The 16101-nt window shown below is 35.2% G+C and carries 15 protein-coding genes; 7 read left to right on the plus strand and 8 right to left on the minus strand.

Going from position 1 to position 16101, the window contains the following annotated elements; all coding sequences use genetic code 11:
- Nucleotides 1-8: 8 nt before the first annotated feature.
- From THYS13_RS04145 to THYS13_RS04165, 5 genes are read right to left on the minus strand one after another with little or no spacing between them, the layout of a single operon-like run.
- On the minus strand, nucleotides 9-1688 hold the full coding sequence (locus THYS13_RS04145; RefSeq protein WP_042833278.1) for a methylmalonyl-CoA mutase: 1680 nt from the start codon (nucleotides 1686-1688) through the stop codon (nucleotides 9-11).
- 24 nt (nucleotides 1689-1712) lie between these two features.
- The gene (locus THYS13_RS04150) at nucleotides 1713-1916 is read right to left on the minus strand and encodes a 4Fe-4S binding protein (protein ID WP_042833279.1); all 204 of its coding nucleotides are present in this window, start codon (nucleotides 1914-1916) and stop codon (nucleotides 1713-1715) included.
- A gap of 12 nt (nucleotides 1917-1928) precedes the next feature.
- Complete coding sequence (locus THYS13_RS04155; protein ID WP_042833280.1) at nucleotides 1929-2936, minus strand: biotin-dependent carboxyltransferase family protein; 1008 nt, start codon at nucleotides 2934-2936, stop codon at nucleotides 1929-1931.
- A gap of 4 nt (nucleotides 2937-2940) precedes the next feature.
- A complete protein-coding gene (gene pxpB / locus THYS13_RS04160; protein ID WP_042833281.1) occupies nucleotides 2941-3687 on the minus strand; it encodes a 5-oxoprolinase subunit PxpB in 747 nt (248 codons plus the stop codon).
- 32 nt (nucleotides 3688-3719) lie between these two features.
- On the minus strand, nucleotides 3720-4487 hold the full coding sequence (locus THYS13_RS04165) for a LamB/YcsF family protein (protein WP_042833282.1): 768 nt from the start codon (nucleotides 4485-4487) through the stop codon (nucleotides 3720-3722).
- Nucleotides 4488-4782: 295 nt separating this feature from the next.
- On the opposite strand from THYS13_RS04165, the gene THYS13_RS04170 reads away from it, so the two are divergent.
- The 7 genes from THYS13_RS04170 to THYS13_RS04200 all read left to right on the plus strand — a co-directional run bounded on the left by THYS13_RS04170 (nucleotide 4783) and on the right by THYS13_RS04200 (nucleotide 12545).
- Nucleotides 4783-6267: a sodium:solute symporter family protein gene (locus THYS13_RS04170; RefSeq protein ID WP_042833283.1), complete on the plus strand. Its 1485-nt coding sequence runs from the start codon at nucleotides 4783-4785 to the stop codon at nucleotides 6265-6267.
- Nucleotides 6254-6583, plus strand: a complete 330-nt coding sequence (locus THYS13_RS14565; RefSeq protein WP_042833284.1) for a hypothetical protein — start codon at nucleotides 6254-6256, stop codon at nucleotides 6581-6583. The genes THYS13_RS04170 and THYS13_RS14565 overlap by 14 nt, the downstream gene beginning before the upstream one ends.
- 50 nt (nucleotides 6584-6633) lie before the next feature.
- Nucleotides 6634-7692: a nitrogen regulation protein NR(II) gene (locus THYS13_RS04180; RefSeq protein ID WP_042833285.1), complete on the plus strand. Its 1059-nt coding sequence runs from the start codon at nucleotides 6634-6636 to the stop codon at nucleotides 7690-7692.
- 150 nt (nucleotides 7693-7842) lie between these two features.
- Complete coding sequence (locus THYS13_RS04185) at nucleotides 7843-8553, plus strand: DUF2848 family protein (protein ID WP_052210455.1); 711 nt, start codon at nucleotides 7843-7845, stop codon at nucleotides 8551-8553.
- Between the two features lie 3 nt (nucleotides 8554-8556).
- Nucleotides 8557-9381 (plus strand): carbon-nitrogen hydrolase family protein, encoded by an 825-nt coding sequence (locus THYS13_RS04190; protein ID WP_052210456.1) that lies wholly within the window; start codon nucleotides 8557-8559, stop codon nucleotides 9379-9381.
- A 25-nt stretch (nucleotides 9382-9406) separates the two neighbouring features.
- The gene (locus THYS13_RS04195) at nucleotides 9407-10678 is read left to right on the plus strand and encodes an MFS transporter (protein ID WP_052210457.1); all 1272 of its coding nucleotides are present in this window, start codon (nucleotides 9407-9409) and stop codon (nucleotides 10676-10678) included.
- Nucleotides 10679-11207: 529 nt separating this feature from the next.
- Nucleotides 11208-12545 carry a sigma-54 dependent transcriptional regulator gene (locus THYS13_RS04200; protein WP_042833286.1) on the plus strand — a complete coding sequence of 446 codons (1338 nt, stop codon included), beginning with the start codon at nucleotides 11208-11210 and terminating at the stop codon, nucleotides 12543-12545.
- Nucleotides 12546-12666: 121 nt separating this feature from the next.
- Here THYS13_RS04200 and THYS13_RS04205 read toward each other — a convergent pair whose 3' ends face one another.
- From THYS13_RS04205 to THYS13_RS04215, 3 genes are all read right to left on the minus strand, one after another.
- Nucleotides 12667-13338, minus strand: coding sequence for an AroM family protein (locus THYS13_RS04205; protein WP_042833287.1), 672 nt, complete (start codon nucleotides 13336-13338; stop codon nucleotides 12667-12669).
- A gap of 174 nt (nucleotides 13339-13512) precedes the next feature.
- Entirely contained in the window at nucleotides 13513-15132 is a 1620-nt protein-coding gene (locus THYS13_RS04210) for an OPT/YSL family transporter (RefSeq protein WP_042833288.1), read from the minus strand.
- A 107-nt stretch (nucleotides 15133-15239) separates the two neighbouring features.
- Nucleotides 15240-16100, minus strand: coding sequence for a hypothetical protein (locus THYS13_RS04215; RefSeq protein WP_052210458.1), 861 nt, complete (start codon nucleotides 16098-16100; stop codon nucleotides 15240-15242).
- Nucleotide 16101: the final 1 nt, after the last annotated feature.

Here is a 16101-nt window from a genome sequence, read left to right on the forward strand (position 1 = left end):
TCCTGGAGTTAAAATATGCTGGGTGCTTTGTATTCTCCAAATACTTCTCTCATTACCCCACAGATCTCTCCTAATGTAGCGTACACTTTAACCGCTTCTAAAATGTATGGCATCAGGTTATCTGTACCTTTGCAAGCTTCTTTTAAGTCATTCAATACTTTTTGCACTTTTTCGTTATCTCTTTCTTTTCTCAATTTTTTGAGCTTTTGTTTTTGCAGTTCTTCTACTTTAGGGTCTACTTTTAATAAGTTTTTGGGGGGTTCTTCTTCTATCTGGAACATGTTTACCCCTACTACAATTTTTTCTTTTGATTCCACTTCTTTTTGGTAATTATATGCGCTATTCTGAATCTCTCTCTGCATGTATCCATTTTCAATAGCTACAGTTGCACCGCCCATCCTATCAATTTTTTCAATATAATCCATCGCTCTTTTTTCTATTTCATCTGTTAAGTTCTCTACATAGTAAGAACCTGCTAAAGGATCCACTACATCAGCAACTCCACTCTCATACGCAATTATCTGCTGGGTTCTAAGAGCTATTCTCGCTGATTCTTCTGTTGGAAGGGCAAGAGCTTCGTCTCTACTGTTCGTGTGAAGTGATTGAGTACCTCCTAAAACCGCAGCTAAAGCTTGAATTGTCACTCTTATGATGTTGTTGTCTGGTTGCTGCGCGGTTAATGTTGAACCTGCTGTTTGAGTGTGAAATCTCAACATCATTGAACGAGGATTTTTGGCTCCAAATCTTTCTTTCATTATTTTAGCCCATAACCTGCGAGCAGCTCTAAACTTCGCTACTTCTTCAAATAGGTTATTGTGAGCATTAAAGAAAAATGAAAGGCGAGGTGCAAAATCGTCTATGTCAAGGCCTGCCTTTAAGGCAGCTTCTACATACGCTATGGCATTTGCAAAGGTAAAGGCTATTTCTTGCACTGCCGTGGCGCCCGCTTCCCTTATGTGATAACCGCTTATGCTTATGGTGTTCCATTTTGGAACATTCTTGGAACAGTATTCAAATATATTTGTGATAAGCCTCATTGAAGGCTCTATTGGGAAAATGTAGGTACCTCTCGCTACATATTCTTTTAAAATGTCATTCTGTATTGTGCCGTCAAGCTTATCTGGAGTTACCCCCTGCTTTTCAGCTACCGCTATATACATGGCCAGTAATACTGCTGCCGGTGCGTTTATTGTCATGGAGGTGCTTACTTTGTCAAGGGGAATCCCATCGAAGAGTATTTCCATGTCCTGCAGTGAATCTATAGCTACACCTACTTTCCCTACTTCTCCTTCGGCTAGCGGATGGTCAGAATCATAACCTATTTGTGTGGAAAGGTCAAAAGCAATGCTTAAACCCGTCTGCCCCTGTTCTAGCAAATATTTATACCTCTTGTTTGATTCCTCTGCAGTGGCAAAACCTGCGTACTGCCTCATGGTCCAAAATCTGCCGCGATACATGGTAGGCTGTATTCCTCTTGTAAAAGGATATTCTCCTGGAAAGCCCAGTTTCTCGTTGTAGTCAAATTCTTCTAAGTCCAGCGGAGTATAAAGCCTTTTAATTTCTATCCCTGAACTTGTTTCAAATTTTTCTCTCCTTTCTGGAAACTTGTTGAGCACTTTTCTAACTGTGTCCTGTTCCCATTCTTCTTTTGCTTTCTTTATCTTTTCCAGCTCTTTTTCCTCCCACATTTTTCTCCCTCCCTGTAAATTGCTTCATACCTCTTCAATGTAAATGGCATAATCAGGGCAGTACGTCTCACATATTCCGCACTTTATGCATTTTTCTTCATCAATTAAATGAACTTTTCCTTCCTTTAGCTCTAAAACTTTCTTGGGGCAAAATTCTACGCAAATCCCACACCCTTTGCACCATTTTTTGTTTATGCGAAGTTTTTTTTCTTTGCTTTTCTTTGTCATTTATTTCACTCCTCAAAAAGGTTCTACGCTGACATCGAAAGATTCTTTATCAACCTTCACTGTAAAGTACTTTATCTCTTTTGCAGAAATTTCTATCTCATCTATTAATTTTTCCATCTCTTCCAAAGCCCTATGGGCTTCTTCCAAAGTTATTGCCTTAAATCTAATCCTATCTCCGGGCTTTAATTGAGCTATTTTAGAAAGGTCTGAAGAAATTACCGTAGCAATTTTTGTATACCCACCTGTGGTCTGCGCATCTTTCAAAATCACAATAGGTTGCCCATTTGCAGGTACCTGAACTGCTCCTGGTAAAAGCCCGTCTGAAACGATATCATACCTTTCTTTTGCTTTGAGGAAAGGCCCTTCTAATCTATATCCCATTCTATCTGAGTCTTTGCTAATGATATAAGAAGAAGTCAAAAACACCTTTATAGCTTCTTCTTCAAAATAGTCATCCTGGGGACCTAGTATAACCCTCACCTCTTCTTCAGAGGAATAAGAGGGAATATACCTTTCACGCACCTTTTTTGCCTGAAGTGAGGCTTGAGAAGAAGGATTTTTTTCAAGTATATCTCCTTTTTCTAAACGCCTTCCTTTAAAGCCTCCCAATTTGCCGCGAGTGTACGTTGAAACGCTTCCCATTACATAGTCCCCTTTAAATCCCCCTTTAACTGCGAGATACACTCTTAATCCAGACTTTATAGGAGAAAAAGATATGATATCCCCTTTTCTTACAGGAAAAGAAGACCACATGGGTCTTGGTATATCATTGACCAGGGGTTGCATCTCTGCTCCTGTCACAGCTACAAAAGTATCAGTTAATGCTTCTAAAGTAGGTCCCACAAGAGTAATTTCCAAACACGCATCATTTTCTTCATTTTCTAAAAGTCTGTTAGCTACCCTAAAAGCAAATTCGTCCATTGCGCCAGAAGTAGGAACTCCCTGGCTCTCATAGCCAAACCTACCTAGATCTTGAATAGTAGTAAATAATCCCGGCTCTAATATTTTAAAACATTCCATTTTATCACCCACTCAGATTATGATTTAGATATTCGTAAATGCGCAGTTGATATTTACCCTCTTGTATTTCTTTTTCTATCTTGTAATATTCCTCTTCAGAGACGGGAATGAACTTTATATAGTTTCCTGCCTCAAATAAAATTGGCTTTTCTCTTTCCGGATCGTACAATCTCACAGGAGTTCTCCCTATTATACGCCATCCTCCTGGGCTTGAAAGAGGGTAAATTCCCGTTTGATTTCCTGCAATCCCCACAGATCCCGCTTTTATTTCTGTGCGAGGAGTCTCAAGTCGAGGTGTCGCAATCTTTTCGGACATTCCGCCTAAATACGCAAAACCCATAGTAAACCCTACCATATAAATTCTATAGAGGGGAGCACTGTGAATTGCTATCACCTCTTCAATAGACAAATTGTTATATTTGGCTACAAATTCAAGGTCAGGTCCAAATTCTCCTCCATATACCACTGGTATTTCATATACCTGCGGTTTAAATTCTTCTTTTATTTCTTCTCTCCCCATTTTCTCTGAAACATATTTTACGAGTTCATTATAAGAAATTTCTAAAGGATTGTATTTTATAAGCAAAGACCTGTATGTAGGAATCATAGAAATTATTCCTTTTTTGCTCTCTTTTTTTAATATTCGATACAGATTTACAACTTTTTCGTTACACTCTACAGTTATTTCGTTGCCAAATTCAACCACAATCCCTTTGTCTCCAAAAGGTAATATTCTGGGTTTTTCATACATTCCTCTCAGCTCCTTAATTCTATATCCATAATCTATACAAATTTGCTCATTGGAAGGATTTCTACCCCATTTTCTTCTAAAGTTTTTCTTATCTTTTTTGCAAATTCTACGGCCTTAGGATTATCCCCATGGACACATATAGTATCCACCTTTACTTTTACCAAAGTACCATCTATAGCTTCACAAACTCCTTCTTTTACCATCCTCAATACTCTCTTGCAGGCAAGTTCTTCATCGCGAATTATAGCATTGGGGTGCTTCCTGGAAACCAAAGTGCCGTCTGGGTTTATATTTCTATCTGCAAACACCTCATAAGCAAACTTCAAACCAACTTTTTCTGCTGCTTTTTCCATTGCCGTATTTGCCATCCCCACACATATTAGATTTTTATCCACAGATGCTATAGCTTCTGCAATTGCCATGGCAATTTTTTCATCAACTGCCGCCATGTTGTAAAGCGCTCCATGCGCCTTCACGTGCTGTAATTTCATACCTCTGCTTTCAGCAAAAGCCTGCAACGCTCCTATTTGGTATATCACATAATTTTTTATTTCTTCTGGAGAAGCATCCAAATTTCTCCTTCCAAATCCCAGCAAATCAGGGAAACCAGGATGTGCCCCTATTAAAACCCTATTTTCTAAACAACGATCAACAGTCAAAGCCATTACCATTGGATCTCCTGCATGAAATCCACACGCGATATTGGCAGAGGAAATGTATTTTACTATCTCTTCATCCATCCCTATTTTATATGCTCCAAAGCTTTCACCAATATCGCTATTTATATCCACTCTGTACATCACGATTACCCCCTTATTCTTATTTTCCTAAATATTATATTTTTTGCAATTTTCATGCCAGTTTTTCTCCTACCTTTTAACAATTTATTTTTGCCAAATTAAGAGGTTAACTAAGACTTCAATATATAATCCATATCCATAGTGTGCTTTTTCGCACATCATTCTGCACACCTTTAAAAAAGAAAAAATTTATGATATCATTATCACAAAATAAATCCCCATTCTACTGTTATTCCTATTAATTACTAATTACGAAAATGTTAATCAAAACTAGCTAAGAAAGGAGTGTTCTACTTTGAATACATCTCTCATAGTGATGATTTTTTTCTTTTTATACACTCTTTTGATAATTTACACTGCTAGAAAGGGATTCTACGAAACAAATACTTCAAAGGATTTTTTTGTAGCAAATCATTCCCTTGGGACATTGCTCAGCATAGCTACTTTTGTAGGAACATGGTTTAGCGCTGCTTCCTTCCTGGGATTAAGAAGTTCTCTTTATATATATGGTGTCTCTGGTATAATTTATAGTGTAATCCCATGGTTTTTAGGGGCATTCCTCATGAGCTTTTTGGTTCCCACATTAAAAAAATGCAAAGTGCTAACTTTCCCCGAGCTTTTATACGAAATACATAAATCTTTTTCTTTAAGATTGCTTCTTGCCTTCCTTATTGTAATTTCCTACATCCTTTACATTACCATGCAGATCAAAGGTTTCGGAATAGCAATGGAACTTCTTTTGAACATCCCATATCGCATAGCAATCTTTCTCGTATACCTTTATATCCTTTATACTACATTTGGAGGATTATACTCTATCGCTAGGACAGATGTAGTAAACGCTTCTATTAAGGCAATCGCTGCTATAGTATTCGGTGTAATTATAATAATACATACGGGAGGAATCATTAATATATGGGAAATGGCTAAAAATATAGACACTCTTCCCATAGAAGGCTGGAATTTTTATACCCCTAAAGGCGGATTATTAGACCCTTTCTGTAGAGGGCTTCAACCACCTATGTACCTGTTTACTTCTTTTTTTGGCTGGGGACTCGGATTGGCCTCAAATCCCCAGTATATAATAAGAATAATTTCCGCAAAAAATGAAAAAACAGCTCGTAGAATGATTATTTTTTCTCTTATTATTTTAACTATCATGTACTCTGGCATGATAGTAGGCAGTATAGGCTTGAGAACACTTATTCCTACTTCTCCAAGTATAAAAAATGTGGATGAGATCATCCCCACCTTATTTTTACAATTAAGAAATGACTATACCATTGGCGTACTTCTTATTGGAATAATTGCAGCTTCTGTTTCTACTGCTAATGCTGAACTACTGCTTATTGCTAATAGTATAACCTATGATATACTCCCCTTTATATTTAAAAGAACTATTACAAACGATGAAAAAATGCTGTTTTGGAATAGAATCATTATAGCCATAGCTGGAACCTTTTCCCTAATTCTTTCCTTTAATCCACCTGAAAAGCTGATTCAATTTGGTGGAAACATATGGGGCATATTTACAGTAACAGCTTTTATACCTTTATACACAGTCTTGTTTGCAAAAAAGCCTCCTAGGAAAGCTTTGGAATTCTCCTCTTTTGTAGGAATTATTTCATACATAGTTTTCTGGGGAATTCACTACAAATGGCCTGATAATCACACTTTTTTGTCCATTCATCCAGCTTTCTGGAGCTTTTTGCTATCCTCGCTTATTTTTCTTCTCGTTATAATATTTGAAAAGAGGAGGGAAAGATATGAAAAGCCTTGATAATAAGATCCTTCTTCCTTTTTTATTTATCCTTACTTTATCCTTAGCTGTTGTAGGAATCGTATCTTACTATGGCTCCTACAAAATGTTTATTACATTACTTTATTCACATGATATTACAATGAAAATAGTTGATAACGAAACTATTGCAAAACAACTTCTAGAACTTCAAAAGTATACTATATTTGTAGCAATTATTGCAATTCTTGCTGCATCTCAGTTGACGATTTTTTTCTCCTACAGCATAACAAAGCCTATAAAAAACTTGTCAATGCTTGTGATGAGATTTCAAAAGGAAATTTTTCTATTGACATAGAGTACGATGGAAAAGATGAAATAGCTCTTCTAAAAGATGCATTTTTAAGGATGGCAAAAAAGTTAGACAATTATGTAGCAGAAATAACTAAAATGGTTGAGTTAAATCAAAAAATTCTTCGTGGAGTCGAATACGGAATAGTTGTATTTGATTCTTTCTACAGTAAGTTGATTCAGAACGAAATCGCCGATGTTTATTTCTCCAATATTCCTGAACTAGAAAAACTAGTAAAAAACATTATAAAATCTCCCAATCGCCAAAATAATAAAGGGCATAACACATTGCTTTACCTCAAGAATAAAAAGGGTCTTCCCTTTTATATCGAATATCATTTAAATTTCGTAGATAACTTAATAATTTTCACCTTTCAAGATGTAACTGAAAAAGAAAAAATAAAGCAGAATATAGAGCACATAAACCGTCTCGCTTTTGTAGGAGAAATGTCCGCAATAATAGCTCATGAAATACGCAATCCTTTACAGGGTATAAAAACTTCATTACAAGTTCTAGAACCCTACTGTGAAAAAAACGAAACTACAAATACCCTTTTTTCTCTTTTACATCAAGAAATAGAAAGAATAGATAGAATTATAACAAACTTAATCAATTATGCCAGACCATCTGAACCAAATTTAGAATCTGTAGAAATTAAAAAAGCGATAAATGAATGTATAATGTTAGTATTCCACCTTGCGAAAAAAAAGAGAATTTCTTTTGCTACATCATTTTCAAATGAAGAATATATCCTGGTAGATAAAAACCATTTTAAACAGATTATGCTAAACATTTTAACTAATGCTATTAAAGCAAGTAATATAAAGGGAAAAATAAAAATTGGCGCAATAAGCGAAAGAGATGAGATATGCATCTATGTAAAAGACTATGGCATGGGGATCCCACCTGAAAATTTAGAAAAAATTTTTACCCCTTTCTTCTCAACATTCACAAAAGGAACAGGCCTGGGGCTTTCAGTTGTACAAACCCTCGTAGCAAAAAATAACGGCCATATCAAGGTAGAAAGCGAGGTAAAGAGGGGAACCACCATTTATCTTTCTTTTCCGCGTGCAATTCCGAACTTGATGAGCGAAAATGAACGGTATAGACATTGACTGTTTACCTGTATTAAAGGTAAATTGATAAAACAATCTTTGGCATAAAATATGCATATAAAAGTTACCAGAAACCCTAAAAATTAATTCTTTAGGGAGGTGATTAATTAGATTCCAAACAAAAATTCTAACTCGAGGAGGGACAAATTTGTGAAAATAGGATTAGAGGTTATCAATAAAGATGGCCTTTCTGAAACTGTGGACTTTGAAGTTAAATACCTTGTACTCGGTGGTTACAGTGGAAGAAACACTGAAGGTGTTATGAAACATATTGAAGAATTAGCAAAACTGGGCGTGCCAAAACCACCACGTGTCCCCATGTTATATCCCATATCTCGCTATCTTTTAAGGTTTGATGAGGAAGTAGAAGTCCTGGACGACAAAACTAATGGCGAAGTAGAATATGTACTTTTTGTTGACAAAGATATTTTGTATGTCACTGTGGGAAGTGACCATACAGACAGAGACCTTGAAAAGTACGGAGTACGCAAGAGCAAACAAATGTATCCAGTAATAATTCCAAAAAAGGTATGGAAATATAAAGATGTAAAGGATCACTGGGATGAAATCGTAATTAAAAGCTTTATAACAGTCAAGGGAAAAGAAATTCTATACCAAGAAGACCCGTTAAAAGCCCTATACCCCCCAGAAAAACTCATTGAAGACATTGAAAAAGAATTAAAGATAGACAAAAATGGTCTTGTAATCTTTTCAGGTACAATTCCTTCTATAACTGGAGAATTGCTTTTTGGTGAAGAATTTAAAATCCTAATGCATGATCCCGTATTAAAACGCAGTTTAGAACATAAATACAATATCAAGATACTCCCCGGAATACCTGAAAAAAGCGAGGGAGAATAAAAATTGAGAGAATTAACAATTGGGATCGTACAGTTTGGAGCTACCCAAGAGAAAAAAGAAAATTTAGAAAAAATAAAAAAGTTAACAGGTAGGAGGAAATATGCAGAAATCGTGGTAATTCCGGAATATTCTAATTACCATTTTGTAGGATTATCTCCAGAAAAATCATATGAGTTGGCTGAACCTTTAGAAGGTTCTTTTATAACTTCTTTACAGGAAATAGCTTTATCGCACAAAATTTATCTTATAGGAGCCTTCCTTGAAAAAAGTTTTTTTTCCCCTAAAGTTTATAATACGGCATTTCTCATCAGTCCGGAAGGCAAACTAATTGGAACTTACAGAAAAATTCATTTGTTTGACGCATACAATTACAAAGAATCTGATTATGTAGTAGCTGGAAATGAATCTTCAAAAGTTTATGACATTGGTAAAGTAAAAATAGCTTTATCCGTCTGCTTTGATTTACGCTTTCCAGAGTTATATAGAGTGCTGGCATTAGAAGGAGCTGAAATGTTTATTATGCCTACAGCATGGTATTCAGGCCCGCTTAAAGAAGAAACCTTATCTTTACTCATCAGAGCAAGAGCAGTAGAAAATACTTCTTATATGGTCGTTGCCTGTCAATTTAACAAAACCTTTACAGGAAGGTCCTCTGTAATAGACCCATTTGGTACTGTGCTGACGGACTTAAGCATAGGAGAAAAGTATAGTGAAATATCCATTGATTTAGATCTAGTTGAAGAAGCCAGGAAAATAATTCCTGTACTCTTTCTCAGAAAACCAGAAATATATTGCCCTAAAATTTGTGGCCATTATCAGGTATTATAAAAAATTGGGAAGGGAGGTTATTAAGTTGAAAGAAATAAATGAAAGGCCAAAGCTTTCGCCTGGCATCGCTGTAGGTGTAATGACAGGGACTATCCTCGAATGGTATGATGTCTTCTTATTTGCAATAGGTGGGGTATACGTAGGAAAAGCTTTTTTTCCATCTCACGATCCTCTGGTAGCTTTGCTCGCCGTATATGTAACATATGCTATAACTTTTGCAGTGAGACCTCTAGGAGCAATTTTATTTGGCTACATTGGTGATAAGCGTGGGAGAAAAGAAGCTCTTTTCTGGACTTTATTTCTGGCTGGATTATCAACATCTTTGATAGGTGCCATACCCACATATGCTAGTTGGGGAATTTGGGCACCTATTACGGTTGTCGTACTTCGAATCTTAATGGGTCTCTCAATAGGCGGAGAATGGGGAGCAGCTACAAGCTATATCTATGACATGACAAAGCGAAAAGTCGTAGCACAAATTATAGTACAGAGTGGTGTTCCTGTTGGAGTTATGCTTGCTGCAGGTATACTTCTGATTTTGCAATCAACTCTTGGAGGAAATACAATGGCAGCATGGGGATGGCGCATCGCCTTTCTTATCAGTTTAATTTTGGTGCTCATAGGACTTCTGTTTAGAATAAGGTTTCCAGAAGCTTTCGAATATGAAGAAGCCAAAAAAGAAACAAAAGAAATACCTGATCCATTAAAGACTGTGGTAGCTCGTTATCCTCTTCAAACATTTACAGGTGTCATGTTGACAGGAGCAGTGGGAGCAGGATTTATATACAGCTGGACTACACTTCCTGCTACAGCCATGGCAAAAGGGATAATTTCTTCCGGCGTTTATATTAAAATAGTAATGCTTTTCGGAATTGCTGAATTAATAGGAGTTATACTTGGGGGATTCTTAAGTGAAAAATATGGCAATCGGACTTTTATATATTTGGGATTACTGGGACTAACACTCACAGCTTTATCAGCTGCCATCGCTTTCAATTCTCCTGCTTTATTGGTTAGCGCAGTTGCATTAGGTGGGTTCTCCCATGGGTTAGTTTATACCTCCCAAGCTTCGTATCTTTCTGCTTTATTCCCTACACTTGCAAGAACTACAGGAATCAGTTTCTCTTATCAAGTTGGCAATGGATTTGTAACTGGAACTACTCCAATGATAAGTACTTACTTAGTGGAAATAATAGGTTCTATGGCTGGAGGAGTATATGTAGCTATTTTGTTAGCAATAGCAATGATAGTAGTAACATTCGAATATTCCAAACGGATGCTGCAACTTAAAGATTAAAATCTATTACAACTTAAAAGCGGCTTCTCTTTCCTTTCATGGAAGTAGAAGCGCATTTGCTGGGGCAATAAATGGGTTAATATTACCTTTAACTCTCGGTTCAATGCTACTAGCTTCTCGCAATAAAAAAATTGTAGGGGAATATCAACATCCAATTATACTTCTAATTTTAGGAATTTTTGTATTTCTTTTAACTCTATATGGAGGTATTAGCTCACTTCCAGGAATAGCACAGCTTTTTAAATAAACAATCTTGTATTATATATAGAATTGTTCTTATAGTAATTTTGAAATTATTTTAGTATATTGTCTCAAATTATTATTTAATATTCTAGGTATTAATAAAGGCTATTGGATATTATCCAATGGCTTTTTCGTTATTGTTAATAACTTTTTAGACCATTACCTTGAAAAATTGCATCTACCAATATTTTTATCTACTGAGATATTTTTTAAAATAACCAGACAAAAAACTAAGAAGGATATTAAATTTCTTTGTCGAAAAAATATAAAAAGGAGTGATTGCATCATGAATTATAAAGTTCTTATTATTGACGACGAATTAGCAATATGTAATGCACTTAAACTATCTTTTGAAAGTGAAGGATATAATACTATTTTTACTTTATCTGCCCGAGAAGCTTTATCAAAATTAGAACATTTTTCCCCAGACATCGTAATACTTGACCTTAGACTTCCTGACATGAATGGCCTTTCATTACTACTAAAAATTAAAAATTTTAATGAAGATATAATAGTTATTATAATAACTGCATTTGGTGATACCTCTACTGCTGTAGAAGCTATAAAAAAAGGAGCTTATGACTTCATTACAAAGCCTTTTGACATTAATGAACTAAAAATTGCTGTAAAACATGCTTTAGAAGAGCAAGCATTAAAAAAAGAAAGTATAATTTTAAAATCTCAAAGCAAAAAAACATCATTTATAACTCAAGATCCAAATATGCTTCAAATTTTAGCTCAAATAGATTTAATTGCATCTTCTGATTCAACTGTATTAATTCAAGGAGAAACAGGAACAGGAAAAGAACTTATAGCTCGTATGATCCATGAAAAAAGTCCAAGAGCTCAAAAACCTTTTATAGCAGTAAATTGTGGAAGTATTCCATCCCCCCTCTTTGAAAGTGAACTCTTCGGTCATGAAAAAAATGCGTTTACAGGAGCTTCTGAACGTAAAAAAGGACTTCTAGAATTAGCAGATAAAGGTACGTTTTTCCTTGATGAAATAGGTGAGCTCCCATTGGAACTTCAATCAAAATTTCTGCGTTTCCTTGAAGAGAAAAAAATACGACGTGTAGGAGGTCTTACAAATTTTCCTGTAGATACACGAATAATAGCAGCGACAAACAAAAATCTCAAAAGAGAAGTAGAAGCTTATAAATTTAGAAGTGACCTCTATTATCGATTAAATACTATACAATTAAATATACCTCCATTAAGAGAACGCCCTAAAGACATTCCTCTTCTTGTAGAACACTATAGACAAATTTTTAATCGTCAGTTCAAAAAAAATATAAAAGGTTTCTCGCCAAAAGCATTATATCTCCTTGAAAATTATTCTTGGCCAGGTAATGTAAGAGAACTTAAAAACATTATGGAACGCATTTTTATTTTAGCTCAAAAGGATATTATAACCGAAAAAGAATTACCTCTCGACTTTATAACTACACTTACAAATCCACAGAATAATTTTAAAAAAGAATTTCTAACTCTGGCAGAATTAGAAAAACAGCATATAAATAAGGCATTAACAATGACATCTGGAAACATAACCAAAGCAGCGGAGCTTTTAGGTATTAGTCGTTTTGCACTTCAAAGAAGAATACAAAAATATAATATTCGATAGTTTTAGTATAAAAATAGGACCCCTTGGGGGATCCTTGTCTTTGTAATTGGCCAGAAAATTTTGTTTAACATTTATGACTCATATCTCAAATTATTTTAATCACTCTAAAATTTCATAGCTTCTAAATCATCTCCGATACTAATTTTGCCATAAGTGCATTTGACAATATTACGGGTAATTCCGTTATTTCAGATACTAATTCTCTAATTTCTTCAGTATAACCCATACAATCCAGTAAGATAATATCTACCTTATCTTTTATTTGTTGACAAGCTTCTGTAAAAGTTGTTAAGTCCTTTTTATAAGGAGAAGCAGCTACAATTAAAGGATCTAAATTATAAGAATAATATTTTGACTTTAAAGCTTCTATTTGCTCTTCTAGAGGCACTATTACTCCTAATTGTCGATTGCCAACTAAAGCTTTAACCGTAGGAGTTAAAATACGATCCGGCTCAATGAGATAAGATTTATTTGTTTTAAGTCCAGGAAATTCTCCTGTGCAAAGGAGAAGTATTTGATTAATTCCTTCTTCTTCTAATAAATAAATTTTATCTTGCAAAATTGGTTGAATTTTTTCACGGGATATAATCACTGATTCCCCCGTAGCCAATCGAGTTGTAAGAACATATTCTCCTTTTTCAGGATATAAATTCTGCTCAATATATTCTTTTGTTAATCCATCTAGTACTCCCCGTTGGATAAGCTCAGCTCGTCCATTGAGATATTTTTCAATTATAGGAGCTACATCAGTACGCGGAGCCTGCCCAATTGTTATCATTCCGAGTTTTTTCATTGATTGACACCCTTTTCCATAAAATTTATTTTTACTAATCACTTTGCAAATAGCAAAAATCACTTCATTATAATTATAATCTATAGGGATTTTCCTATATTTTTCTCTATCAGCTACTTCTCTAATGTTTAACACTTATATAAAGTTTAAGTATCTGAATTAGATACATCATTATCATTTAGTCTTTATTGCTTTTACATGGAACATAGAGCTAAAAAAGCTATATAGTGCATCTCCTGCGATAAAACCTGCCGCCAAAATGCTCATAGGTATTTCCGCTTCTTTCCCTTTAATCTTTATCATTATCCCTCGAATTATAACACCAGCAAGAACCGCCCAACCAGCATTTGGATTTAAAATCAAAAGACCTGTAGCAAAAAGTACCCCTATTTGACGACTTGGACCTCCAATTAGCTGAACAATCGCTCCCGGTATTGCCCATATTAAGAGTTGCTTTGCAACTTCTGGAGACGTACCAGCTTTAATAGTAGACACATAAACTCTGTCAACTGGAGGAACTAAGTTTTGCAAAAAATATGTTTGATGTGAAAAAATCACCACAAGTAACGCTACACCAAACGCAATCATAGCCGTAATATACTGCTGCTTTCTTCCTTCAAGCTCTAATTGAGGATTCATTCCCATACCTCGTAAAATATAACCTGCCTTAAGGTCATATCCCATATCCGCGAATGCAGGGCCAGTACTCGCACTATATCCTACCAAAAGAGCAAGTGCTACTGGTGGAAAACCTATTATCATACCAATTAAAAGTGTGACAAAAGCTACTGCAAAAGCGGGAAACCATCCGGAATGCATTGCAGAAATTCCAACAATTAATTCATGAAAATACGCAGCTAAAGCAGCAAATATTATAAATACTATCAACATTCCAAATGACATTTTTGCCACTAGTCCCCCTAATAACGCAATAGTACTTGCTACTACAAGATAAGCTACAAATCCTATCACTATTGTTTGTTTTGTTTCTCCAGGAGTACGAGTTAATCGAATTTTTTTATTTTCTTCCTCACTTTTTCCTTTAACATCTCGGCTTTTCCTAAAAATCATTATTATTTGAATTAATGCAACTAATCCTGCACCTATCATAATACCATGGGGAATATATAGCTTGTTAACATCAATTCCAAATAAAGAAGTAGAATACTGGCGAATTAATAAACCTATTCCAAACATTGTTAATGCCCAAATGTTACCGATAAATGCAATACCAAAAGCAGACATTGAAATTTTTAAATATGACCCTATTATTCCTAACAATATTCCAATACCTAAAAGAGATGCACGTTTACCTCCTTTATCAGCTGCAAGTATTGATTCTGCAGTAGCAACCCCAGGGGGCCACGCATTAGAAGCAGGAAATATATCGGAATCAAAAAGTTTATACAAAATTGTAGCATCAGTAAACATTGCCAAGGCAGCACCAATTAACATAGGCATAACCAACTCTGGTTTTCCTATTAAAAATGGAACACCAATTGGAATCATTAAACTATTGGCAGCCCCAAATGTTGCAGAAGAAATAGAAGTTTGCATTAAATTCTGGTGATGAATCGATCTAAAATTTTTAAAAAATTCTAGAGGAATTCTTGAAACTAATATAGCAATAAGAGCACCAATAATTGATGTATTAGGTGAAACTCCTAACGTTGTTATAAGTTGAAGCCCAATAATTGCCCCAAACACCGCAATTGCAGCATTAAATATCAATGGTATCGGCTCAAAAATTGAAGGATGTTTTTCATTATTTTTTGAATTTTGTTCATTAACCATAAATGAACCTCCTCATATTATTTTGTAATTAGATTCCACTACTTATTTCTTAATTAAATTAATAGTTGCTAATCTTCAATTCAGGATTAAGACACCTCCTTTCCTCACTATTTAAAATATCTCACTTCATTAAAATTGGTCTTAATTTTATTTTTATGAGAATAATAACATGATAAATGATAAACACATCCTGGCGACCCTGGTTTACATTCTTTGAGACTCTCTTCATTGCCGCTTAAATGCCTGTTACTCGCCTCAGAAACTTCTTTTATTATTTTTTTTACTGATTCCTCGCTGCCTTCTACTACAATTGTTGTAGAGCCTTCTGCTCCATTTATTCCCCCTTTACCTATTACAGTAACTTCAACATCACCTAATATTTTTAATGCCTCAACTTCAGTTACTATACGCCCATAAACTGGTATTAATCCGACAGACATGCCCATTGCAAAATCACATACTTTTCTTCCACATTTTCGGGTAATCTCAGGAATTCTTCCCGGTATAAGTTTTTCTAATCCCGCAGCAATTATTGTGTTAACGCCTTCCGCAGTAAGAGCAGCAATAGCTTTTCCTGGGTTTCCTCCTCCAGGACTTCCCGCCATTATAGCAGCATTCCCTTCTGTATCTATTGCATTAGCTCCTATTATGATTACATCACCAGGTTCTAACCCCAAAACCTTTTCTATAAAACACTCATCAATATTTTCCCATTTGCCTTTTTCAATAAGTATACTATGTGGAGCTTCTATACTTTTAAAGCTCCCCACCGTACCTCTTGGTGTAATTCTTCCTGAAATTCGCAGTTTCAACCCTATTAGTTCTTCTGAAACACACGAAACAGTAGTACCACCTTTTAAAACAATCCTCCCTTTTTCAAAAGCTTTTTGAACTTCTGGAATTTTTGTAATAGCCCTTGAAATAAGCCATTTACCTGTATTAACAGTAATAGTCAATTGTGCTTTCATT

It is taken from the genome of Thermoanaerobacter sp. YS13 (genome assembly GCF_000806225.2).
Lineage (GTDB): Bacteria > Bacillota > Thermoanaerobacteria > Thermoanaerobacterales > Thermoanaerobacteraceae > Thermoanaerobacter > Thermoanaerobacter uzonensis.

What these genes read in the sequence shown, in the direction of transcription:
- THYS13_RS04145 (WP_042833278.1), bottom strand. Translation starts at nt 1,688, where the DNA reads ATGTGGGAGGAAAAAGAGCTGGAAAAGATAAAGAAAGCAAAAGAAGAA.
- THYS13_RS04150 (WP_042833279.1), bottom strand. Translation starts at nt 1,916, where the DNA reads ATGACAAAGAAAAGCAAAGAAAAAAAACTTCGCATAAACAAAAAATGG.
- THYS13_RS04155 (WP_042833280.1), bottom strand. Translation starts at nt 2,936, where the DNA reads ATGGAATGTTTTAAAATATTAGAGCCGGGATTATTTACTACTATTCAA.
- pxpB (WP_042833281.1), bottom strand. Translation starts at nt 3,687, where the DNA reads ATGTATGAAAAACCCAGAATATTACCTTTTGGAGACAAAGGGATTGTG.
- THYS13_RS04165 (WP_042833282.1), bottom strand. Translation starts at nt 4,487, where the DNA reads ATGTACAGAGTGGATATAAATAGCGATATTGGTGAAAGCTTTGGAGCA.
- THYS13_RS14565 (WP_042833284.1), top strand. Translation starts at nt 6,254, where the DNA reads ATGAAAAGCCTTGATAATAAGATCCTTCTTCCTTTTTTATTTATCCTT.
- THYS13_RS04180 (WP_042833285.1), top strand. Translation starts at nt 6,634, where the DNA reads ATGGCAAAAAAGTTAGACAATTATGTAGCAGAAATAACTAAAATGGTT.
- THYS13_RS04200 (WP_042833286.1), top strand. Translation starts at nt 11,208, where the DNA reads ATGAATTATAAAGTTCTTATTATTGACGACGAATTAGCAATATGTAAT.
- THYS13_RS04205 (WP_042833287.1), bottom strand. Translation starts at nt 13,338, where the DNA reads ATGAAAAAACTCGGAATGATAACAATTGGGCAGGCTCCGCGTACTGAT.
- THYS13_RS04210 (WP_042833288.1), bottom strand. Translation starts at nt 15,132, where the DNA reads ATGGTTAATGAACAAAATTCAAAAAATAATGAAAAACATCCTTCAATT.
- THYS13_RS04215 (WP_052210458.1), bottom strand. Translation starts at nt 16,100, where the DNA reads ATGAAAGCACAATTGACTATTACTGTTAATACAGGTAAATGGCTTATT.